The organism is Arthrobacter sp. 001422645, assembly GCF_059816125.1.
Genome location: NZ_JCBANT010000019.1, coordinates 32,189 through 53,591, shown reverse-complemented (window position 1 = coordinate 53,591; position 21,403 = coordinate 32,189). Strand labels below are relative to the sequence as shown.

At 65.7% G+C, this 21,403-nt stretch carries 22 protein-coding genes and 1 pseudogene; 10 read left to right on the top strand and 13 right to left on the bottom strand.

Annotated features, from left to right (window positions below; all coding sequences use genetic code 11):
- Positions 1 to 32 precede the first annotated feature (32 nt).
- Positions 33 to 224 carry a DUF1918 domain-containing protein gene (locus tag AC6EUH_RS16665; RefSeq protein WP_056430034.1) on the top strand — a complete coding sequence of 64 codons (192 nt, stop codon included), beginning with the start codon at positions 33 to 35 and terminating at the stop codon, positions 222 to 224.
- 5 nt (positions 225 to 229) lie between these two features.
- On the opposite strand, the gene AC6EUH_RS16660 is transcribed toward AC6EUH_RS16665, so the two are convergent.
- Positions 230 to 1,687 (bottom strand): DUF5129 domain-containing protein, encoded by a 1,458-nt coding sequence (locus tag AC6EUH_RS16660; protein ID WP_499739340.1) that lies wholly within the window; start codon positions 1,685 to 1,687, stop codon positions 230 to 232.
- A gap of 206 nt (positions 1,688 to 1,893) precedes the next feature.
- On the opposite strand from AC6EUH_RS16660, the gene AC6EUH_RS16655 reads away from it, so the two are divergent.
- A complete protein-coding gene (locus AC6EUH_RS16655; protein ID WP_499739339.1) occupies positions 1,894 to 2,457 on the top strand; it encodes an LpqB family beta-propeller domain-containing protein in 564 nt (187 codons plus the stop codon).
- On the top strand, positions 2,454 to 4,130 hold the full coding sequence (locus tag AC6EUH_RS16650) for a DUF5671 domain-containing protein (RefSeq protein WP_499739338.1): 1,677 nt from the start codon (positions 2,454 to 2,456) through the stop codon (positions 4,128 to 4,130). The genes AC6EUH_RS16655 and AC6EUH_RS16650 overlap by 4 nt, the downstream gene beginning before the upstream one ends.
- Positions 4,131 to 4,148: 18 nt before the next feature.
- Here AC6EUH_RS16650 and AC6EUH_RS16645 read toward each other — a convergent pair whose 3' ends face one another.
- Positions 4,149 to 5,801, bottom strand: coding sequence for a SulP family inorganic anion transporter (locus AC6EUH_RS16645; RefSeq protein WP_499739337.1), 1,653 nt, complete (start codon positions 5,799 to 5,801; stop codon positions 4,149 to 4,151).
- A gap of 54 nt (positions 5,802 to 5,855) precedes the next feature.
- Positions 5,856 to 6,566: an endonuclease/exonuclease/phosphatase family protein gene (locus AC6EUH_RS16640; protein ID WP_056430025.1), complete on the bottom strand. Its 711-nt coding sequence runs from the start codon at positions 6,564 to 6,566 to the stop codon at positions 5,856 to 5,858.
- A 379-nt stretch (positions 6,567 to 6,945) separates the two neighbouring features.
- Here AC6EUH_RS16640 and AC6EUH_RS16635 point away from each other — a divergent pair, with 379 nt between their 5' ends.
- Positions 6,946 to 7,752: a thioesterase family protein gene (locus tag AC6EUH_RS16635; protein ID WP_499739336.1), complete on the top strand. Its 807-nt coding sequence runs from the start codon at positions 6,946 to 6,948 to the stop codon at positions 7,750 to 7,752.
- Between the two features lie 105 nt (positions 7,753 to 7,857).
- Here the strand turns inward: AC6EUH_RS16635 and AC6EUH_RS16630 are convergent, their stop codons facing one another.
- From AC6EUH_RS16630 to AC6EUH_RS16615, 4 genes are all read right to left on the bottom strand, one after another.
- Positions 7,858 to 8,013: a hypothetical protein gene (locus AC6EUH_RS16630; protein ID WP_156367563.1), complete on the bottom strand. Its 156-nt coding sequence runs from the start codon at positions 8,011 to 8,013 to the stop codon at positions 7,858 to 7,860.
- A 1-nt stretch (position 8,014) separates the two neighbouring features.
- Entirely contained in the window at positions 8,015 to 8,485 is a 471-nt protein-coding gene (locus tag AC6EUH_RS16625; RefSeq protein WP_499739335.1) for a DUF6325 family protein, read from the bottom strand.
- A gap of 170 nt (positions 8,486 to 8,655) precedes the next feature.
- The gene (locus tag AC6EUH_RS16620) at positions 8,656 to 9,078 is read right to left on the bottom strand and encodes a hypothetical protein (protein ID WP_499739334.1); all 423 of its coding nucleotides are present in this window, start codon (positions 9,076 to 9,078) and stop codon (positions 8,656 to 8,658) included.
- Between the two features lie 59 nt (positions 9,079 to 9,137).
- Positions 9,138 to 9,521 carry a DUF2177 family protein gene (locus AC6EUH_RS16615; RefSeq protein ID WP_056429701.1) on the bottom strand — a complete coding sequence of 128 codons (384 nt, stop codon included), beginning with the start codon at positions 9,519 to 9,521 and terminating at the stop codon, positions 9,138 to 9,140.
- Between AC6EUH_RS16615 and AC6EUH_RS16610 the strand changes: the two genes are divergently transcribed.
- Positions 9,514 to 10,287, top strand: coding sequence for a lipoate--protein ligase family protein (locus AC6EUH_RS16610; RefSeq protein ID WP_499739333.1), 774 nt, complete (start codon positions 9,514 to 9,516; stop codon positions 10,285 to 10,287). The genes AC6EUH_RS16615 and AC6EUH_RS16610 overlap by 8 nt on opposite strands.
- A gap of 74 nt (positions 10,288 to 10,361) precedes the next feature.
- On the opposite strand, the gene AC6EUH_RS16605 is transcribed toward AC6EUH_RS16610, so the two are convergent.
- The 3 genes from AC6EUH_RS16605 to AC6EUH_RS16595 all read right to left on the bottom strand — a co-directional run bounded on the left by AC6EUH_RS16605 (position 10,362) and on the right by AC6EUH_RS16595 (position 12,650).
- Positions 10,362 to 11,006, bottom strand: coding sequence for an MBL fold metallo-hydrolase (locus AC6EUH_RS16605; protein WP_499739332.1), 645 nt, complete (start codon positions 11,004 to 11,006; stop codon positions 10,362 to 10,364).
- Complete coding sequence (locus tag AC6EUH_RS16600; protein WP_499739331.1) at positions 11,003 to 12,088, bottom strand: S-(hydroxymethyl)mycothiol dehydrogenase; 1,086 nt, start codon at positions 12,086 to 12,088, stop codon at positions 11,003 to 11,005. Before AC6EUH_RS16600 ends, AC6EUH_RS16605 begins: the two co-directional genes overlap by 4 nt.
- Before the next feature lie 229 nt (positions 12,089 to 12,317).
- Positions 12,318 to 12,650, bottom strand: coding sequence for a mycoredoxin (locus tag AC6EUH_RS16595; protein ID WP_499739354.1), 333 nt, complete (start codon positions 12,648 to 12,650; stop codon positions 12,318 to 12,320).
- 99 nt (positions 12,651 to 12,749) lie between these two features.
- Between AC6EUH_RS16595 and AC6EUH_RS16590 the strand changes: the two genes are divergently transcribed.
- On the top strand, positions 12,750 to 13,496 hold the full coding sequence (locus AC6EUH_RS16590) for an SOS response-associated peptidase (RefSeq protein WP_499739330.1): 747 nt from the start codon (positions 12,750 to 12,752) through the stop codon (positions 13,494 to 13,496).
- A 319-nt stretch (positions 13,497 to 13,815) separates the two neighbouring features.
- Positions 13,816 to 14,058 (top strand): annotated as a pseudogene (locus tag AC6EUH_RS16585) (GNAT family N-acetyltransferase); the annotation flags it as partial.
- A 5-nt stretch (positions 14,059 to 14,063) separates the two neighbouring features.
- On the opposite strand, the gene AC6EUH_RS16580 reads toward AC6EUH_RS16585, so the two are convergent.
- On the bottom strand, positions 14,064 to 14,486 hold the full coding sequence (locus AC6EUH_RS16580) for a VOC family protein (protein ID WP_499739353.1): 423 nt from the start codon (positions 14,484 to 14,486) through the stop codon (positions 14,064 to 14,066).
- Positions 14,487 to 14,500: 14 nt separating this feature from the next.
- On the opposite strand from AC6EUH_RS16580, the gene AC6EUH_RS16575 reads away from it, so the two are divergent.
- On the top strand, positions 14,501 to 14,827 hold the full coding sequence (locus AC6EUH_RS16575; protein ID WP_144671834.1) for a chorismate mutase: 327 nt from the start codon (positions 14,501 to 14,503) through the stop codon (positions 14,825 to 14,827).
- Positions 14,828 to 14,838: 11 nt separating this feature from the next.
- Here AC6EUH_RS16575 and AC6EUH_RS16570 read toward each other — a convergent pair whose 3' ends face one another.
- Complete coding sequence (locus AC6EUH_RS16570) at positions 14,839 to 15,225, bottom strand: hypothetical protein (protein WP_499739329.1); 387 nt, start codon at positions 15,223 to 15,225, stop codon at positions 14,839 to 14,841.
- A gap of 182 nt (positions 15,226 to 15,407) precedes the next feature.
- On the opposite strand from AC6EUH_RS16570, the gene AC6EUH_RS16565 reads away from it, so the two are divergent.
- On the top strand, positions 15,408 to 15,740 hold the full coding sequence (locus AC6EUH_RS16565; RefSeq protein ID WP_499739328.1) for a DUF6504 family protein: 333 nt from the start codon (positions 15,408 to 15,410) through the stop codon (positions 15,738 to 15,740).
- Positions 15,737 to 19,237: a DNA polymerase III subunit alpha gene (locus AC6EUH_RS16560; protein ID WP_499739327.1), complete on the top strand. Its 3,501-nt coding sequence runs from the start codon at positions 15,737 to 15,739 to the stop codon at positions 19,235 to 19,237. The genes AC6EUH_RS16565 and AC6EUH_RS16560 overlap by 4 nt, the downstream gene beginning before the upstream one ends.
- A gap of 67 nt (positions 19,238 to 19,304) precedes the next feature.
- On the opposite strand, the gene AC6EUH_RS16555 is transcribed toward AC6EUH_RS16560, so the two are convergent.
- Positions 19,305 to 21,155, bottom strand: a complete 1,851-nt coding sequence (locus tag AC6EUH_RS16555; protein ID WP_499739326.1) for an ATP-binding protein — start codon at positions 21,153 to 21,155, stop codon at positions 19,305 to 19,307.
- Positions 21,156 to 21,403: the final 248 nt, after the last annotated feature.

Here is a 21,403-nt window from a genome sequence, read left to right as displayed (position 1 = left end):
ACAATCGTAGGTTGGAAAGGGAGGTGAATGCCATGAAAGCATCACAGGGAGACCGCATCATCATCCGTGGCACCACGGTCGAGTCATCGGACCGGCACGGGGAAATACTGGAGGTCAAGGGGGCTGACGGAGCCCCGCCGTATCACGTCCGGTTCGACGACGGCCACGAGACCATCCTGTTCCCCGGCGGCGACTTCGTCGTCGAACACGGCAAGGCCGACTGACGCTACTAGAAACCGGATGAGCTGCCGGAGCCGGAGAAGCTGCCGCCGCTGCCGCCGTATCCTGTGGTGCTGCCGCCTCCGCCCCGGGCACTGCTGACACTGTGGACACCGGTGGTAAATCCCGAGTTGAAGGTAGGCACGGAGAAAAAGTAGTACGCGGGATACACGGTCCCCAGGATGCTGGGTTCGTAGGCCCGCCCGTACTTCGCTTTCCTCCCGGCCTGCGCGCTCTCCATATCCCTGCGCATCAGGGCGGCTTCCTTCTCGTTCCTGGCGAAACCATCGATGACGGTGTCGGCGTGGTTCTTGAGCAGCTCTGACAGGTGCGTGCGCGCGTCGCGCAGCCGGTCCAGTGCGGTCTCCGGCGTGATCGCGCCGTCGGCGAGTTCCGCGGTCCACCGTTCGATGTCCCGGTGGCTTTGGTCCCGGAAGGAGCGCAGGGCTGCCGCAGTGGCGGAGTCGCCCTCAGCATGGTGCTTGCTCAGCATCTGTTCGATCGCAGCCAGGTCAGCGCGGTAGGGAGCCAGTTGCCGGTCCCAGGCGGGAGCCCAGGCGGAGGCCCGGTTCAGCAGGGCGTTGGTGTCCGCGATGACGTCGTCAAGGGCGTCCAGCTCGGCAGCGGCGTCGGCGTAGCTCCGGACCAGCTTCAGGCTCGGCCGCCTGCTGAGGCCCCTGGGCGTGAGGGCATGGACCTGGTTGGCCAGGCCGGTGGCGGTGTTGTACTTCGCCATAAAGGTCCGGTGCTTCTCCAGCACGGTGCTGCCGTAGCGGGAGGCTTCCGGGATGGTGCCCGCGTTGAGCTCCGTGACCTGGAGATCCATGCTGACGTTGGAGTAGCTGGCGTCGCCGCGGGCCAGTTCCCTGCGGCAGCTGACCCTGGTCCGCCAGCGCACGATCAGCCAGGTGGCGGCGCCCGCGACGGCGGCTGCCACGGCGGTCCACGCAGCGACGAGGAAGGCCGTGGACCGGTACCACGGCTGGTTGATCAGTTCGGCGCCCCGCTGGATACCGGCGATGGTGCCCTCCGTCCACTGGGCATCGCGAAGCAGTTCCTTGGAAGCGTTCTGGATGTCCTCGCGCTGTTCGAGTGAGACCTTACGGTCCTCACCCATGTAGGTCCCCACCTGCCGGCCCACCGGGTCCAGGGCGAAGATGAAGAGTCCGTCCGCCCATTTCTGCCCGTCCCCGCTGATCCACTCCGGATGCTCGGCCCGGGCAAACCGAAGGACTTCTTCATTGAGGTTGGCCGAGGCCGAGCCGTTGTAGGTGTAAACGGCCACCTTGGTGGGCTGGTAGAACTCGATCGCCTGTACGGCCGGCAGGAGTGTGTTTTCGTCCAGGACCCCCGCCCGGTCCTCCACGACAATGCCGACGGGAGTGACGGCCAGCGCCGCCGGCCCCGTGCCCAACAAGCCGATCACTGCCAGCAGGAGGACACTGAGGACTTTCCGCACGATTCCCATTTCCTGAGCGTAGTGCCTGCCGCGGGCCGCGTCGACGCTGCTGCCCCTGCGGTCCCGGCGCGGTGCCCGGGCCCGTAGGGCAGCAGCAGCGTCGCGGCCGGCTCACTGCGCTCACGGGTGTCCGACGGCAGCGAAACAGCAGGTCAGGGCGGAATGGGGCCGAACGGCACAGTGACGGCCGACGCTCCCTGCCTCATACTGACGGCATGAGTCCCGTGGCGAACGAACCCGAGCCCAACCAACCCCCGCAGGACGGGCCAGCGCCGAACGAACCAGCGCCGAACGACTCAACGCCCGCGGCGGAGCCGCCCGCGGCGCGTCACCGGCCGGACCGGACCCTGCTCGCGATTGTCGCCGCCATCGCCGTGCTGGTAGTCGTCGCCCTGATCGTCGTGTTCACCCGGGGGGAGCCGGCGCCCGTGGACGAGTCCACGCCCGCCGGCGTAGTCCAGCGGTACTCCGCCGCCGTGATCGCCGGGGACGAAGCGGCCGCGGCCGCCTACCTCACCGACGCCGCCAAGGACCGCTGCAACAACCTGGAATCGGCGCCCGCGGACAACCTCCGCGTCACCCTCGTCTCAACCACTGAACGCCCCGCATCCGCGGACGTCAAGGTGCTGATCACGGTCTCCGAGGCCGGCGGGCCGTTCGGGAGCGCCGAGTACCAGATCGAGGACGTCTTTGACCTCGTCAAGACGGGGGACAATTGGCTCATCAACAGCGCCCCCTGGCAACTGACGGTGTGCCCGGATCCGGCGGTGAAGCGATGACCGCTGAATCCGTCGTGGGCTCGGCCCAGCGGACCGTCCGCCGCCTCATCACTTACCTGCTGCTCTTCGCCCTCGTGGTGATCGCCGCCGTCGGACTCAGCGGGCTGCTGGCCCGGCTCCTGGCTGGGGGTACCGAGTTGGCCACCGGGGATGTGGCCGGGCTGGCGCGCTCGTTGGCGTTCGCCCTGATCGGCGGACCCCTCGCGGCGCTGCTCTGGTGGGCCGTCTGGCGGCGCCTGGACGACGAAACAGAACGGGCGTCCATCGGCTGGGGCCTGTATGTGACGGGCATGTACGTGCTTGCCTTGGTGCTGGCGACGAGCAACCTGCTGAGTACGCTGACCACGCTGATCGGCGGCCAGTCGCTGCAATGGCGACTGTCCCTGGCCACCGGGCTGGTGTGGGCCGCCGTCTGCGTCTGGCACCGGTGGATGTGGCGGCATCCCCGCAGGCGGCCGCTGGATCTGCTGGACGTTCCCACCGTGCTGGGGAGCTACATCGGGCTGGTGATAGGGGTCAGCGGGGCCGTCACCGCCCTGTCCACCCTGCTGGACGCCGCCCTGCGGGGGGCGCTGGCCGCCGCGACGGTGGGTAAGCCCTGGTGGGTGTCGGCGCTGCAGTCCCTCGTTTGGGCAGTGGGCGGCGGGCTGGTCTGGTGGTGGCACTGGAAGCACGACGGCGGCCGGCGGTTGCGCGGCGATCTCGCCAGCGTCGGCCTCATCGCCGTCGGGGTCCTCGGCGCCGGCGTGCTGACCCTTGGCGGTGCGGGCGTCGCCGTGTTCGTCCTGCTGCGGCTCGCCTTCGACCGCACTGAACCGATGGACCAACTGCTTGAGCCGCTGGCGCCGGCGATCGCCGCCGCAGCGATCGGGTCACTGGTCTGGGTGTACCACCGCGGGCTGGCTCGGGAAAGTTCGGAAGCCATCCGGCAGGGGAGCCGGCTGGTGACGTCCGGCGTCGCCCTGGTGGCCGCCGCCTCCGGGATCGGCGTGATCGTGAACGCCGCCCTCGCCATGGCGGCCTCCCCGCTTGCGGGCTCCAGCGCACGCACCCTCTTGCTCGGCGGCATCAGCTCTCTCCTGGTGGGCGGCGTGGTGTGGTGGCTCAGCTGGAAGCCCCTGCAGAAGAGCACCGCGGCGACGTCCGGTCCTGCCGGCGGTTCCGGGAACTGGCAGAACGCGCGCCGGATCTACCTGATTGTGGTGTTCGGTCTGAGCGCCGTGGTCGCCGTCGTCACCCTGCTGGTCATCGGCTACCGGATGTTCGAGTACTTCCTGGGCGACGTCTCGGGCGGCAGCGTGGTGGACAGGATCCGGGCCCCGCTCGGGTTGCTGGTCGCCACCGGCCTCGTCGCGGGATATCACTTCGCGGTGTGGCGCCGCGAGCGTGCCGTCACCGGGGCAGCCCAGCCCGCCCGTAAGCAGACTGTCGGTCACGTCGTCCTGGTCACCGGCACCGATCCGGCACCGCTGCACCGGGCCATCGAGGACACCACCGGAGCCAGGGTGACGGTGTGGCGGCGGGCCGACGTCGGGCCGGGTCCAAATGCCGGTCCCGACGCCGGCAGGCTGGCCGCGGAACTGGCCGGGAAGCTCCAGGGCGTGACCGCCAGGCAGGTGCTGGTGACAGTCGGGCCGGACGGCAGGATCGATGTGATTCCGTTCCGGGGTTGAGCGGACGGAATCCTTGTCCTACTCCAGGTCGAAGGTCCTCTTGTAGCTCCTCACGGCGTTGGTGACCGTGGGGAAGAAGTGGTCCGGACCAAACCTGCTGCTGACGCCGAACTGGATCAGGCGGTCCTTGATGGGTCCTTTCATCTCGGCGAACACCAGGCTGATCCCGCGTTTCGCCAGTTCATCATCGAGGGCCACAAGGTCATCCAGTGCAGTGGTGTCCAGGCCGGTGATCGCCTCGGACGCCACGATCACCCACCGTACCGGTTGCGGGGCGTCGGCCACGAGCGACCGGATGTGTTCGGTGAAGACTGCCCCGTTGGCGAAGAAGAGCGGGGCGTCGAAGCGTGCGATCACAAGTCCGGGGACGCGCTGCCCTTCGGGGTGCCGGCCAAGGTCGTGGTAGCCGGGGATGTCGCCCACGCTGCCCAGTTCGGTGCGGTAGGGGTCCACTGCGCGGAGCACAAACGCGATCAGCGACAGGCCGATAGCAACCACGATGCCTTCGAGCACACCCACAAACGCGACGCCCAGGAAGGTGGCCACCAGCAGGGCGGCCTCGGTCCGGCTCATCTTGAGGAGCCGGCGGAGCGTCGTCACATCGAGGATCGACGCCGCGGCAACCATCACGACGCCGGCCAGGACACTGGAGGGCAGGAAGGTGGTGACGCCGGGCGCCGCGACCATAAACAGCACCACCAGGGCGGCGGCAATAGCTCCGCTCAGCGGGCTCTTGGCGCCCGCCTCGAGGGCGATCGGGGTCCGCGAGGTGCTGCCGGAAATCGGAAAGCCGCCAAAGAAGCCGCTGGCCACGTTCGCCGCGCCGAGCGCACCCATCTCCTGGTTCCCGTCCACCTGGACACCGCTCCGGGCAGCGAAGCTCTTGGAGAGGACCGACGTGTCGGCAAAGGCAATCAGGGCGATGCCGGCCGCCGGACCCAGCAGTGAGATGACGTCGTCCACGCTGATTCCGCCGAGGGCGGGCGCGGGCAGGCCGGGGGGCAGGGCTCCGACGGTGGGGAGCGCCCCCGTCAGGTCCAGGACGGCCGTCAGCGCCGAGGCCGCCACGACGGCGATCAGCACGCCGGGGAGCCTCCACGGCAAGAAGCGGCACCCAACGATGACGGCGATGGTTCCGGCACCAAACAGCAAAGCGAGGGGATTGATGGCACCCTGGGCGACAGCCTGCGCGGTGCCGGCGGCGCTGTTGACCAGTGAGCCGGCGGGGGTTGGAATGCCGAGCAGCTTGGGCAGTTGGCTCAGCATGATGACCAGGGCGATTCCGTTGAGGTAGCCCACCCGGATGGGCTTGGACAGCAGCCCGGTGACGAAGCCCAGTCTGAAGACCCTGCCGGCCAGGAGAAGGCCGCCGATCACCAGCGCCAGCACGCCGGCGAGGGCCACAGCGCGGTCCGGATCCGTGCCGGCAAGAGGCAGGATGGCGGCAGCGATCATGGGCGCCAGGCTGGAGTCCGGGCCGATAATCAGGACACGGGAGGGGCCGAACACGGCGTAGGCGAGCAGGGGGATGACGGAGGCGTAAAGTCCCGTGACCGCCGGAAGCCCCGCGGCCTCGGCATACGCCATACCCGCCGGAATGAGGAAAGCGCTCAGGGCCGCCCCCGAGGCAAGATCGGATTTCAGCCAGGGACGCTCATAGTCCCGCACCATCCTTAGGCCCGGCGGGAGGGGTGGTGTCCAGGCTCGGCGCATGGTGGCCCGTGGCTACGCGGCTGGGGACTCGGCGTCGTCGGCCGCGGGAGCGTCCTGGCCGTACTCCGCTGAAATGAGGATGGGAAGGTGGTCCGAGGCCCCACGTGGCAGGGTCTCAACACTCTCGATGTTGAGGCCCTGCGAGGTGGCGAAGTCAAAGTGGCCCTTGAACACCTTGTACCGCGTGTAGGTCCGGCGGTCGCTGAGCGTCAGGTCGTAGCCCGCGTCCTTCATCTGGGCCGTCAGGTTCTTGGTGAAGAACGGGTAGTTGAAGTCGCCCACCATCAGCGACATCAGGCCGCCGCCCATGCTCATCAGCTCCGCGTGCGCGGCGTGGATCTGGTTCCGCCGGAGCGAGTTGGAGGCCGTCAGCGGGGCCGCGTGGAACGACGCGATGACGAGGTCGTGGTCCGTCTCGTTATCGATCACCCGGGTGCCGATGAGCCGCTCGTGCGCGGGGGAGAGGACGCGGTCATGCAGCGACTTCTTCAAGGCGAAGGTCTTTGTTTCGAACGCCCTGAAACGGTCCATCCGGTAGTAGATCGCCAGGCCCAGCCGGTTGCCCTTGGTGGCGTCTGCAAGGTGCAGATCACCAATAGTGTCCGGCAGGTCGTTGGTGTCGCACTCCTGCAGACACAAGGCATCAATCTCAAAATCGCGGGCCAGATCAACCAGCTCACCGCTGGCATGGTGCTTACGCAGGTTGTAGCTGATGACTCGAATCAGGGGAACACCTCTTCGGTGGATAGTCGCGGACAGTCTGATTCCGAGTCTACCCAGTCCGGCCGGACGCGAGGGAACAGCGGCCCCTGGTCCGGGCGGCGCCACGCGTTTGACGCTGCGGATTGTGTCTGGCGACGCGGATTGCGCTTGGCGCTGCGGATTGTGTCTGGCGACGCGGATTGCGCCTGGCGCTGCGGAGCGGCCCTGCCGCTACCCGAATTCCGGTAACGACAGGGTTCCTGCGTGTCGCGTGGCGGTTCGCGTAGCGCAGCGGGACCATGGCGGGAATATGAGTCGCGGCTATCGCAAACCCGGGCCCGTCGCGGGCGCGCAGGCGATAGTGTGTTCTGGGATTACCAGCCACGCGAAAGGGCAGACAGTGACGACTGCGGAACTACCGGTGCTTGCCGACGGCGATTTCTACTACGAGGTGCTGGGCGGAGGGCGTTTCCGCTCCACGATCCACGCCCAGGGGGCCTGGAACGAGCACGAACAGCACATGGCACCTGCCTCCGGCATCATGGCGGACTGCCTGGAGCGGCACGAACCGCGGGACGACATGCGGATGGCACGCCTGAGCTATGAGATCCTCGGGCTGATCCCCGGCGGCGAGTTCGAGGTCATCACCACTACGCTCCGCCCGGGCCGGACCATCGAGCTGGTGCAGGCCGAATTGGTCGCGGAGGGGCGCGTCGCCATCCGCGCTACGGCCTGGCGGATGATCATGTCCGACACGGGCGCGATCGCGGCGTTCGAGGACCCGCGGATTCACGCGCCGCAGGACTGCGAACCGTATGACGCCGCGAGCATCTGGCCGGGCGGCTACATCGCTTCGCTGGAAATGCGGATTGCCGACGGGCACCGCGCGGGTTCAGGGACGGTCTGGCTGCACACGGAACACCCGCTGACGGACCGGAAGGACAGCAGCGACCTGTCCCGTCTGATCGGACTGGTGGACACCGCCAACGGGATCGCCGCCCGGGTTCCGCCGGGCAAGGGCAGCTACGCGTTCCCCAATCTGGACCTTCAAGTGCACATGTACCGCCGCCCCGAAGGGGAATGGCTGGGGCTGGACAACGAGGTCTCTTTCGGCACGGACGGAATCGGCCTGACCTCGACTGTGCTGCATGACCTCCAGGGCCCTTTCGGCCGCGCCGAGCAGATCCTGACGCTTCGGAAGTCTTAGGTCATGACTGCTAAGTGAAGTGCGCATGACCCTTGGAGGGTCATGCGCACTAGGGGGAGCCGGGATCCGGCTCCGTATGTCCGTCGCGGCGGTCAGCCGCGTTGGTCAGTCGCGACGGTCGCGACGGTCGTCCCGCCGGTCGCCGCGGTCGTCCCGACGGTCCTCCCGGCGGTCGCCACGACGGTTAATCCCGTGGGCGACGACAATTGCTCCGCCAACGGCGGCGGCGGTCCGGCGCCTGCGTCGTGCTGCGAGTGGCATGTCAGCTTCCTTCCTTAAGTGCTTCGGGCTCGGCTTGGGCGTCCGCTTCGAAAGCGGCGATGACGGCCTGGGTCGGGATCCGGCCGCTGGCCACGAGCTGGCCCCCGGCCTTGCGGATGGCCGAGCCGAAGGGGGCCGCCCACAGGTTCTCCCAGACGAGCACCGCGGCGGAGTGGCCGGGCTCAATAGTGGCGGCCAGGTCCATGACGTCCTGCTCCGAGAGCACCATGGCCAGTTCCGCCTCGGCCATGCGCACCTCGCCGAGCTGGCCCTCTTCGAGGTCGGAGATCTCTGCCGTCTCGAGCGTGCCGTCATCGGTCTTCCTCAGGAACACCATGTCGAGCACCCTGACGAGCTCACGCTTGACCAGGTCATCCAGGAAAGGGGCGATCTGACCGTTGCCGAAGTTCGGCCCCGGGAACTCCACGACGATCCAGTCCACGGGCCCTAGTTCATCCAATGTCTCAGCCATGCTGAAGCCTCCGTTCTTGTTGGGTACAAGGCGATCCGATGGACCGCGGCAGCTCCAGTCTGTGCCCCCGGTGAGGTGCGGCGCCTCATCCGCGCCGGGTGACCTCACCTCCCGTTTCGGTATTGAGGACAACAGGGGCCGGAACAGGGAAGTGGTTCCTGACTTGCGGGCTACGGCCCTGTGTGAAGGACGGTGCCGCCCAGTTTCTTCTCAAGGCGTTTCGGGTCGGCGGTTACGACGGTCCAGTTCTTGCCGACGTTGATCGAACGTTGCCCAACCGGCCTCCAGAACTCCAGCTGCGACTCCAGAGACACATCGGTGGAGTAGACAGCCAGGGACAGGTCCTCGCTGCAGCTTCCCGAGGAGGCGGAGAATTTGGAAGGGGGCCTGTCCAAGACCAGCTCCGGGCACAGCAGGCCAGCGGATTCAACAGCTTTCTTCAGGTCGTCAATCGTGTCGTATGTTCCACCATCCGCCGGCGGCGTGACATCGGCAGAAGAACATGACCCCAGGCCGAGAGCGATGATGGCCACGGCAGCGCCGCCAGTAAATCGGTAGTTCATATCTGGTCCCCCATCAGAAAGCTTTTCCATATAAGAAGCGCCCCTCAGACATGAGCCGTCTGGGGGCGGGATCCCTTGTGGCGCGGTCCCTAGTGGAAGACCAGCCAGCCGACCACTGTGGCCAGGCCCGTCAGCACGGCGCCCCAGGCGATGTCCGCGACCACAATGATGAGCGGCCAGTTCTTCAGGGTCGCCGCGTTGGTGAGGTCATAGGTGGCGTAGGCGAAGGTGCCCAGTGCAGCACCGTAACCGAGCGCCGTGAGCCAGCTGCCGCCGTCGAGCGCGGGCTGGAGGGCGAAGAAGACGATTCCTGCGATGTACAGGACGTAGAAGGCGACGGCGTACCCTAGATTGGGCTTGTCCGCCATGAGGTGCCCCAGATGGTTCCGGTAGAACTTGCTCATCGACTTGAGCCAGACAGAATCGATGACGGCGAACGCGGCGGCTACGACGAGGAATTGCAAGATGACCATAAGGGAGCATAACAACATGCCGGAGGCCGCGGTGGCACCACGGACGCTGACGATTTTCCGGCAGGAGGCCTCCCTGGGCGCCGCCGGGGACCTGGACCTCGCGCTGGAACTCCTGCGGAAAGTCAAGACCGGCGAAGTGGGCCCGATGCTCCGGTTCTACCGGCCGGCACCCACCGTGGCGTTCGGCCAGCGGGACACGCACCTGCCGGGCTTCGACGCCGCGGCGCAGGCCTGCCGCGAACTGGGCTTCGAACCGCTGGTCCGCAAGGCCGGCGGCCGCGCTGCCGCGTACCACGAGGGGACCCTGGTAATCGATCATCTGGAGCCGGACCGGGACGCGATCGCCGGGGCCAAGGGGCGCTTTTCCTTCTTCGGCGAGCTGCTGGCCCACGCCCTCCGGAGCGCCGGAGTGGACGCCGCGGTGGGGGAGATCCCCGGCGAGTACTGCCCCGGCGAATTCAGCGTCCATGGCCAGGACCCGGCGGTTCCGCAGCACCAGCTCAAGCTCATCGGGACGGCGCAGCGGGTGGTGGCCGGCGGCTGGCTGTTCAGCTCGGTCATCGTGGTGGAGAACTCGGCCCCGATCCGCGCGGTGCTCGAGGCCAGCTACGCCGCCCTGGGCCTGGACTGGGATCCGGCCACGGCGGGCGCCGTCAACGATCTCGTCCCGCACCTGGACGTGGACGCCATCGAGGCCGCCGTGACCGCCACCTACGCCCGCTACGCCGCCCTGGAGTACGGCGACTTCGGCAGCCTGCTCGGCTAAGACCGGCAACGAGCAAGGCCGGGCACCCCGAGGTGCCCGGCCTTGCTCACTGGCTCGGTTGTGACCGTTGCAGCCTAGTGGCCCCGGGCGATCCATTCCTCCAGGTGCGGCGCCTCGGCGCCGACCGTCGTCGGATCGCCGTGACCGGTCCGCACTACGGTGTCCCCCGGGAGCGTCAGCAGACGGCTCCTGATGGACTCGATGATGGTGGGGAAGTCGCTGTAGGACCGGCCCGTGGCGCCGGGGCCGCCCTGGAACAGGGTGTCGCCGCTGAAGACGGTGCCCTCGCTGGGCAGCGAGAAGCACATGGAGCCGGGGGAATGCCCCGGTGTGTGCAGCGCCTGGAGCCGGGCGCCGGCGACGTCGAACGTGTCGCCGTCCTCGATCGCGTGGTCCGGTTCGGTTCCCGGGAACACGCGCTCCCACAGCATCCAGTCCTCGCGGTTGAGGTACACCGGAGCGTCGACGCGCTTCCGGAATTCGCCGACGGCGGCGATGTGGTCATCGTGGCCGTGGGTCAGCAGGATGGCGGTGACGGTCCGTCCGGCAACGGCTGCCTCGATGGCGCCGGCGTCGTGGGCAGGGTCGATCACGAGGCATTCCGCGTCATTGCCCACGATCCAGACGTTGTTGTCGACGTCCCAAGTGCCGCCGTCGAGCGAGAACGTGCCCGAGGTGACCAGCCGGTCGATCCGGAGCCCGTCTGCGCGGCCGCTCACAGTTCCACCACCGAGCGGAGCACCGAGCCGGAGTGCATTTTGTCGAAGGCTTCCTCGATCTGGTCGATCGTGATGCGCTCCGTGACGAACGCGTCCAGGTCCAGCTTGCCCTGCCGGTAGAGGTCGATCAGCATGGGGAAGTCGCGCGAGGGGAGGCAGTCGCCGTACCAGGAGGACTTGAGCGAACCGCCGCGGCCGAAGACGTCCAGCAGCGGCAGGTCCAGGGTCATCTCGGGGCTGGGGACACCGACCAGAACCACCGTGCCAGCGAGGTCGCGGGCGTAGAACGCCTGTTTGTACGTCTCGGGACGGCCGACGGCGTCGATCACCACGTCGGCGCCGAAGCCGCCGGTCAGTTCGCGGATCGCCTCCACGGGGTCGACGGCGGAGGAGTCCACGGTGTGGGTGGCGCCGAGGTCCTTGGCGCGGTCGAGCTTCTTCGAGTCGATGTCGACGGCGATCACGGTGGTGGCGCCGGCGAGCGCTGCGCCGGCGACGGCTGCCACGCCCACACCGCCGCAGCCGATGACCGCGACCGAATCGCCGCGTTTGACGTTTCCGGTGTTGATGGCGGCGCCGATGCCTGCCATAACGCCGCAGCCGAGCAGCCCGACGGCGGCCGGGTCAGCCTCGGCGTCGACCTTGGTGCACTGACCTGCGGCGACGAGGGTCTTCTCGGCGAAGGCGCCGATGCCGAGCGCCGCGCTGAGTTCGGTGCCGTCCTCGAGCGTCATCTTCTGGGTGGCGTTGTGGGTGTTGAAGCAGTACTGCGGCTGGCCCTTGGCACAGGCACGGCACTCGCCGCAGACGGCGCGCCAGTTCAGCACGACGCGGTCGCCGGGGGCCACTTCGGTGACGTCCGGGCCAACGGCGCTGACGACGCCGGTGGCCTCGTGGCCGAGCAGGAACGGGAAGTCGTCGTTGATGGCGCCCTGCTTGTAGTGCAGGTCGGTGTGGCAGACGCCGCAGGTGAGGATGTCCACGAGGGCCTCGCCGGGTCCGGGATCCGGGACCAGGATGGTCTCCAGTGTGACGGGTGCGTTCTTGGAACGGACTACTGCGCCTTTGACTTTATGGACCATGGAAATAGCTCCTCTGCTCTTGTCGCGGTTCTCACCGCAAGACTCTATGCCGCGAGACTTTCGTCGTGAGACTTGTGTCGCAAACTTTGTCGCGCAACGTCTGGTGGACAGTCACTGTCCGGTGCACAAATCAATTTCTGGTGCACAGTCAGTTTCTGCTGCACAACTGGAAGCGGCGCGGCCCCCTTGGGAGGCCGCGCCGTCGTCGTTATCGGTTCACAAAACGGCCTTAGGCCGCGAGGCGGCTCTTGACCTCTGCCGCAGAGGGGTTGGTGGCCGCCGTGCCGTCCGGGAACAGCACGGTGGGGACGGTGCGGTTGCCGCCGTTGAGCTTCTCCACGAGATCTGCGGTGCCGTCAACTTCTTCGATGTTGATCTCGGTGTACCCGATGCCCTGGGCGTCCAGCTGCTTCTTCAGGCGGTTGCAGTAGCCGCACCAGGTGGTCGAAAACATGGTGATGGTGCCGGATTCGGGGGTGAAGTCCACGAAGTTCTCCTCAAAGCTGGTTGACGGCGTGCGGTGGCAGCGCCGTTGCCGACAAACGCCGCCGGCACAATTAATACGTCACTCCCAATAACCGTAACGCGGGGACCGGTATTCCCGCAGAATGCGCTAGCCGCTGCGGATGACAGGGCTTGGGCGCGGTGGCATGCTGGTGCCATGTGTGGACGCTACGTGATGGCCCGGGCCGTCGGAGACCTGCTGGCCGAGTTCGACGCCGGGCTTGAGGAGGAGATCGCGATCCCGCCGTCGTGGAATGTGGCCCCGACGGCGGACGTGCCGATCCTGCTGGAACGGCTGGTGGAGGGGGAGCCGGTCCGGCAACTGCACATTGCCCGTTGGGGACTGGTGCCGTCCTGGGCCAAGGACCCGGGGATCGGCTCGAAGATGATCAACGCCCGCAGTGAGAGTGTGCTGGAAAAGCCGGCCTTCCGGAAGGCCACCCGCGCCCGCCGCTGCGCCGTCCCCGCCGACGGCTACTACGAATGGAAGGGTGAGGGGCGCGGCAAACAGCCCTATTACGTGCACCCGCGCGACGGGCACCCGATTGTGTTCGCGGGGCTCTACGAATGGTGGAAGGACCCGTCCCGGGCGGAGGATGACCCGGGGCGCTGGCTGCTGTCGACGTCGATCATGACCACCGACTCGCCGCCGGAGGGCTACGCCGGCGGAATGCTGGCCGAACTCACGGCCCTGCACGACCGGGTGCCGCTGCCGATGGACCGGGAGACGATGCAGGCGTGGCTGGATCCGCAGGCCGACGATGCCGCCGGACTGGTGGACCTGGTCCGGGCCGGCGCGCACGACGTCGCGGAGGGCTGGACGATCGACGCCGTCGGCACCGCCGTCGGGAACGTCAAGAACGACTCCCCGGAACTGATCGAGCCTGTGGGGAGCTTGTTCTAGCCGGCCGGTATGGCGGTAGCTGGGGGCTGGTGCTACGGGCAACACTGTGGAGAGCTGCAGAGCACATCCGTGCTTTGCAGCTCTCCGCACACCGGCTCGAATAGCGTGCCGCCGTGTACTCCAAGTCACGTTAGTGTCGCCGACGAACACCTCGACAGGGCCTTTATGCCCTTGGCCAAGCGGTGCAGTCCGCATAGTTGCGGTGATGGATCCGACCGGAAGCAACCAGGAAGGGGGATCTGGACTTGAGGACTAGCGATTTTTCGATCCGTGAAGCCGTCCCTAGTGACGCCCCGGACTTTGCCGCGCCGGGGAACTTCACGCATTGAATCTGCATCCGGACTATTGGTCCCGGGGCTTGGGGTCTGTTCTGTTCCTGGCGTCCGTGGAGGGGCTTCGCTCCATGGGGTACCGCCGCGCGTATCTCTGGGTCGCGGACGGCAACAGCCGCGCCATCCGCTTCTACGAAAGGCATGGCTGGTGCCAGGACGGCACGACCAAAGAGGATGCTCGCTTTGACCCGCCGTTGTTGGAGCGCAGGTTGTCTGTGTCCCTTGGTTAGGAACGTCAGAGCGTCACTTTCCCGCCGCCGTCGACCGTCCAGCTGGGGTTGAAGGCAACCTCCCAGCGGTAGCCGTCGGGGTCGGCAAAATAGCCGGTGTAGCCGCCCCAGGGCTGGGTCTTCGGTTCGGCGATGATGGCAGCGCCGGCCGCTTCGGCCTCAGCCATCACCCAGTCGACCTCCGCCGTGCTGCCTAGGTTGTGGCTCAGTGTGATGGTGGGAATGCCGGCCGGGGGATCGGTGGCGGCTTCGGCCTGCATCTGCCCGGCGTCCCAGAGCGAGAGGAGCAGGCCGTGATTGGCCTGGATGAACAGGACCTCGCCCCGGACTTCCCGGTGGACGGGCCAGCCCAGGCCATCTACATAGAAGCTGCGGGAGGCGTCAACACTGCGGACACCCAGTGAAATTAAATCGACTCGTGGCTGCATCATTCGATACTGTCATGCACATGTCCACAAATCACCAAGATGAAAAAGCTGCCAAGGCCGACCGGGAGCAGCTCGCCGCTGTGCGGGTGGCCGTGGACGAGGTGGATGAGCAGATCGTGTCGCTGATCGGCCGCCGCGAGCGCCTGATCCGGATCGCCGGAACCCTCAAGGCCGATAGCGCCGAGGTGAGAGCCCCCGGGCGTGTGGAGCGGGTCATCGAACACGTTCGCGCCACAGCGGAACAGAAAGACATCGACGTCGAACTCATTGAGAAGACCTACCGGGCCATGATCGACGCTTTCATCACGCTTGAGCTGGAAGTCTACAAAGCCAGCTCCTAGGGCGCGGCGGCTTAGAGGGCTTCCTCCACCGGGACGTTCGCCTGGTACTCGCGGCCGTCACAGTCGCTGAAGGCCGTCATGAGGTGCCCTTTGGTCAGGCCCATGATGGTGCTGATGGGAAAGTGACCGGTAATGGTGCTGCCGGAGTGCTCCACACCTTTGAGGTCGAAGTTCTCCTCCGTGCCGTCATGGCTGAAGCAGTAGAAGGACACGGCCTCCCCGTTCATGAACTCGATTCCCATTCGTCGTTGGTGGGAATGATCCGGGGTTGCTGCAACGAGTCCCACCACGTAGGCGCCCTGGCCGGGGATGTTTCCGTCTATATCGAACTTCGCCACCAAGGATGTGTCCTCAGCGGCGATGCTTACGTTCTTCAGAAGTGCGTTATGGGAGCTCATGGATCAATCCTGCTACCTGTGCCTGCGTCCGTCCACCCCTGATCTAGGTTTTGCCCCGGCACCGTCGTAGACTGGAACTATTCGAATACATGTTCGAATGGATGCTGGCTGCTATTGCCAGATTGTTCTGCCAGATTGTTCTGACAGATGGTTCTTACACATGGTGTGGTCCGGGAGGCGCGATGGGCATGTTCAGCGAGTCTGTGGACGTCGCCTGCGCACCCTCCGGCCAGCCCCTGGAGCTCGACTGGGCAGGCCGCCACTACACGGTCTGCGCCGAACCGGTCCGCTGGTATGAGCGGCGCCAATGGTGGGCGGAAGAGCGGCGGGCGCCGCTGGGGAGCGGCCCCGGCCTCGTGGACCACGAAATCTGGCGGGTCCAGGTGCGCCGGGCAGATTCCCCCGACCAGGAAAGCCTCACCCTTGACCTGACCCGGCACGTGGGCAGCGGACGCTGGCGCCTGCTGCGGATCCATGACGCCCTGCTGCCGTCCCGGAAGCCCGAATCGGCATGAGCTTCACCCATCTCCATGTCTCCACGGCCTTCAGCGCCCACTACGGGGTCTCCTGGCCGGAGGAACTGGCCGCCGCTGCGGCCGCGGACGGGGCGACGGCGCTCGCCTGCACGGACCGCGACGGCCTCTACGGGACGGTCAAGCACCTGAAGGCCTGTATGGCGGCCGGGCTGGACCCGGTCGTCGGAGTGGACCTGGCGGTCTTTGACGACGACGGCGACCTCCGCACCCAGGTGGGGGGACGAGTCGTCGTGCTTGCCCACGGGCACAACAACGGCGCCGGCTACCGTGCGCTGTGCCGGCTGATCTCCGATGCGCATGCCCGCACCACGGGCAAGGCCGGGGGAGCGGTGCCCGTCGCCGTCACCCGGGCCGAGCTGGCCTCCCGCACCCTGCACCCTGAAACCCTCAAGCCGGTGTTGACCGTGCTGATCGGACCCGACTCCGACGTCGGACGTGCCATGGGAGGGCGCCGCTACCTGCGCCCCCGCACCCTGTTTAAACGCTGGCTCGACGCCATGCCGCAAGGAACCGTCGCCGCCGAGGTGGTCAGCCAGCTCAGCCCGCCCGGGGAGCCGCTCAGCACCGCCCATGCGGTGCGGATGCTCAAGCTTGCCGCCGAGCACGGGGTTCCCGCCGTGCTGAGCAACGCCGTACGGTACGTGGCTGAGGACGGAGCGGCCACCGCGGATGTGCTGGATTCCGCCCGCACCCTGAAATCGCTGCCCGAACTCTCCGCCGCCCCGCTGCTGCAGCCCAACGGGCAGGCCTGGCTCAAATCCGCGGCGCAGATGCTCCAGCTCGGAAAGGAGATCATGCACGCCGCGGGGTACGGCGCCGCTGACCTGAAAAACCTGATGGCACAGACCGAGGCGCTCGCGGACCGCTGCCGGATGGACCCGGTGACGGACATGGGATGGAAGCAGCCCGTGGTGCCGGAAGCCTCGGTGATCGGCATCGCCGGGGACGCCCTGGTGGAGCTCACCCAGCGCTGCGAGGCCGGCATCGGCAGGCGGTTCCCGGGGATCACGGGCAAACCCGCCCAGGAACTGCGCTCGCGGCTGGAACACGAACTGAGGATTATCGACAGCCTGGGCTTCGCCGCGTACTTCCTGACCGTGGCCGAGGTTTCCCGGATGATTCAGGCCATGGGAGTCCGGGCGGCGGCCCGCGGTTCGGGAGCATCCAGCCTGGTCAACTACCTGATCGACGTCAGCCAGGTGAACCCGCTGCAGCACGACCTCATCTTCGAGCGCTTCCTCTCCCGGGACCGCGCCACCCTGCCGGACATCGACATCGACGTCGAAAGCGCCGAACGGCACAACGTGTACCGGAAGATTTTTGAGCGCTTCGGCTCCGAGCGCGTCACGCTGATGAGCATGCAGAACGGCTACCGCGCTCGCGGTGCCGTGCGCGACGCCGGCCTCGCCCTGGGCATGGAGGAAGGGGAGATCGGTGACATCGCCAAACAGCTGTGGCGGTTCTCGGCCCGGAACTTCCGCGAAGCCCTCGAGGAGAAACCCGAGCTGAAGGAATTCGCCGGCCGGGTGGGGCAGCGCGACTTCAGCGGGAACCAGCAGCTGGACCTGTTGGTGGACCTCACCGAACGGCTGGACCGGCTGCCGCGCCATATCTCCATGCACCCCTGCGGGGTCATCCTGGGGGACGCCACCCTTCTGGACCGTACGCCCGTGCAGCCCAGCGGACTGGGCCTGCCCATGAGCCAGTTCGACAAACACGACATGGACCCCATGGGCATGCTGAAACTCGATGTCCTGGGCGTCCGGATGCAAAGCGCCATGGCCTTCGCCGTCCGGGAGGTCATCCGCCTGCATCCTTCCAAAGCCGAGGTGGTGGCCGCAGGCGCCCACCCGGCAGGGCCGGACGGGACAGGCCCGGACTACATCGCCGAGGACGGCAGCATCGACCTCAACGCCGTCCCGCTCGACGACGAACCCACCTATGAGCTGATCCGCAGCACCCACACCCTGGGCTGCTTCCAGATCGAATCCCCCGGGCAGCGGGAGCTCATCGGCAAACTCGCGCCCCGGGAATTCAACGACCTCATCATTGACATCTCCCTGTTCCGCCCGGGCCCGATGAAATCGGACATGGTCCGGCCCTTCCTGGAGCACCGCCACGGCTTCGCCCCCGAGGTCTATCCGCACCCAGACCTCAAACCCGTCCTCAAGGAGACGCACGGCGTTACTGTGTTCCATGAACAGATCCTGAAGACCTTCGACGTCATGACCGGCTGCGGGCTGGCGCGGGCGGACGAATTCCGCCGCGCTCTCGGCAACGACGTGCTGGAAGGCCGGGTGGAGGAGTTTTTCCGGAAGGAGGCACGTGCCCGGGGGTACAGCCCCGAAGTGGTGGACAAGGTCTGGGGGACACTCAAGGCCTTCGGCAGCTTCGGGTTCTGCAAAGCCCACGGCGCCGCCTTTGCCGTGCCCACCTACCAGTCGGCCTGGCTCAAGACCCACCACCCGGAGGCCTTCCTCGCCGGGCTGTGGGAACACGATCCGGGCATGTATCCCAAGCGGCTCCTCGTCGCCGAGGCGCGGCGGCTGGGAATCCCCATCCTGCCCCTGGACATCAACCGGAGCCAGGCCGAGTACCGGGTGGAACGCGTGGCCGCCGGCCCGGACCGTGGCAAGCTGGGCATCCGGCTGAGCCTGAACGGCATCTACGGGCTCTCGGGAACCGAGCTGAAAAGGATCGTGGCAGGACAGCCCTACGACTCGCTCGCGGACCTGCGGGCCAGGTCCCGGCTGAGCAAACCCAGCATCCAGCGGCTGGCCCAGCTGGGGGCATTTGACTCCCTGCACCGGGCCTCCGGCGGGGCCGCCAACCGCGCGGACCTGGTCCATCACCTGCAGACCCTGCAGAGCCGGCCGCACCGGAAAGGTATCGACGTGATCGACGGGCAGCTGTCGCTGCCGCTGGGCGACGTCGAACTGAAGAATCTCAAGGCTTTGCTGCCCGCACCCACTCTGGTGGATACCGTCCGGGCCGAGCTGGACCTCATGGCCGTGGACGTCAGCGACCACCTGATGGCCAGCCACCGGCCGCTGCTGGACCGTCTTGGCGTCACCACCGCGGACAAGCTGCTGGCGTTGCGCAACGGCACTGAGGTGCTGGTGGCCGGGGTCCGCGTCGCCACCCAGACCCCGCCCATGCGGGGAGGCCGCCGCGTGGTGTTCATCAGCATCGACGACGGCACGGGCTGCGTGGACTCCGTCTTCTTCCATGAAGCGCAGGAGCTGGCCGGGCCGCTGCTGTTCGGCACCCGGCTGCTGCTGATCCGGGGGACCACCCGGCGGACCGGGCCGCGGGGGATCAGCATCAGCGCCAGCATGGCCTGGGACCTGAGCCGCACCGAGACCCTGCCGTTCCCGGCCCCGGCCTCCGGCATCCCGGATTACCCGGAACTCCAGCCGCCGGGACCTCTTGACGGCATCAGCCGCAACCTCGCCATCACCGGGCTGGGAGGCTGAGCGGCGCGTTGGTTGGCCTCCGAAATCTACATTCTCGCAAGGGCGCAAGTGAGTGCGGATTGGCCTTCTAGTTCAAATTTGGGTCACCATTACTGACACGCTTTTCTACGGCTTCAAACCACGACAGGATTTCTTCCAAGCCTTGGCGGGCAGCTAAGCGATCAAGAGTCATCTCAGAGACGGCTTCAGCATTCAGCCAGCTCTTAATGGAGCGCCGTTCGAATTTTCTCTGTCCCGAGACCGAAAAAATTTCGTTTTCAACATCCACCCAGTCTGAAATCTCAGCAAGAGAAGCCGCTGACGGCACCGCTGCCACAATCGACTCACGATCAAGGTAGTTTTCCATTTCCCGCTTTGAGGTTATGAATGCAATAGAATTGTCGCCCCTGCCATTAACCTGATCCGCGGCATCTTGGTATTTTGCCCTAGCTGGCGGCAATTGGTCTCGATCATATATGTGGATTTCTGGCACACCCAAGAGGCGTAAATATCTCTTATTTACGTGATCCTGTAACGTGCTACCACCAAGAGGGAGGCACACGACTTCCTTGGCGGCATTCAAATGACCCTTAACGAGGCCGTGCTTCTCAAGCATGCGTTCGATACCGGTCAAGAATTCAATATCATGAGGCCCTTCTACGCAAACCAAGGTCCGGAGCGAGTCGCGTGCGGCCACGTTAGGCAGTACTCCAAGTGAGGCAGCGACCCTGCTGAGGACACTCTCTTCGTCGGCAATCACCACACGTTTGCCGGAATCATCTTTGGTTATAAATCGGATGCTCTTCTCGGGCAACAGTCGCGCAATCGCAGGAGTGTGGGTTGTGATAAAGACTTGGCAGTCGCTGGCTTCGGTCAACTGGACAAAAGCCTGCATCACTTTTACTTGGTTGTCCGGATGCTGAGCGGTCTCGGGTTCCTCAACTGCATATATGACATTTGTCTTGCTGCTGCTCTGGAGAAGTCGCTCAACTTCAGCTTGGAAGAAGCTGAATAGGACCAGCCGCCTCACTCCGGATCCGCGGCGATTTATTGAAATCTCGGAATCACCAGTCAAGGAAAGCTTGAAAATGCTCTCCCACTTAGGCAGCGCCTTGAGTTTCGGTGTCAGCTCGGAAGCGAGTTCTGGGTCAAATGCCGATAGCTTCCCCAAGGTACGTGTAGCCACTTCGAGGGCTTCCTCGCTCACCTTCTTGATAATCACATCCAGTTCTTGCTGAACGGATGCAATGGCATTTGATACAGCAATCTTCAGCGGGTCTTGGACTTCGGCATCTTCGTCGGTGGAAGCTCGATCAGCACGGAATAGAGCAAAATGAGGAAGAACGTCAGAGATCTTGGACCAGATTTCCTTCGCATCCTCCTTGTCGACGGGTACTTCAACTTCTCCAAGGTCGAGGTCGTCGACAGCTGACCAGATCGCTGATCGTAGCGAAGCGCAGGACGCCTTGTTGGCCACGGCGTCGGCAGGAAGACGCTTCCTAAGATCCGTAATCTTCAATTGAAGGAGATCTCTAACGTTCTCTGCGCGAGGGTGAACGGCGCAGATCCTGATCGAAGGCTTCGCTGTCAGCTTGCTGTCCGTGAATGACCAAACTTTATGAATCTCCAGGAATCCATCAGCGTTCAAGAGATGTTCATCATGGAGGCTCGTCTTGTTGGTGCTGTCGAGAATAAGCTCCCTTGGAAAGTCACGAAAGACAAGGCCGATCCTCATTTCGCCTTTAGGGAGGACCGCCTTGTTTACGTCTTCGAAATCAACTTTGCACAAGGGATGCTCAAAAAAGACTCCGAGAGAGTCAAGGATGGTGGACTTGCCTGAGTCGTTCCTTCCCACAAGCGCCGTGAGTTGTTCAGCACCGATGCGGTGGCGGCCTTCGTAGCCTCTAAAGTTTTCAATCACAATCTCGTGGATTAGCATCCAGTTCCCCAATATTTCTACTCAGTTGGCATGCGCAATCTACTGAATGGAAAGGCCAAACAGAAGAGCGATCCTCAACATATAGAGCACTGCTGTCGACATCACCAAACCGGCGCTAAATTCGATGGGGAAACGTGGGGTGTCCCCCCTAGAGCAACCACTCGCCGTCGCAGCTTATCTAGACCCAGCAGAGGAGCCTGCTGAAGGGGAGAGTCCCAAAGCCTCATCACTACTGGACTCGGCGTCTG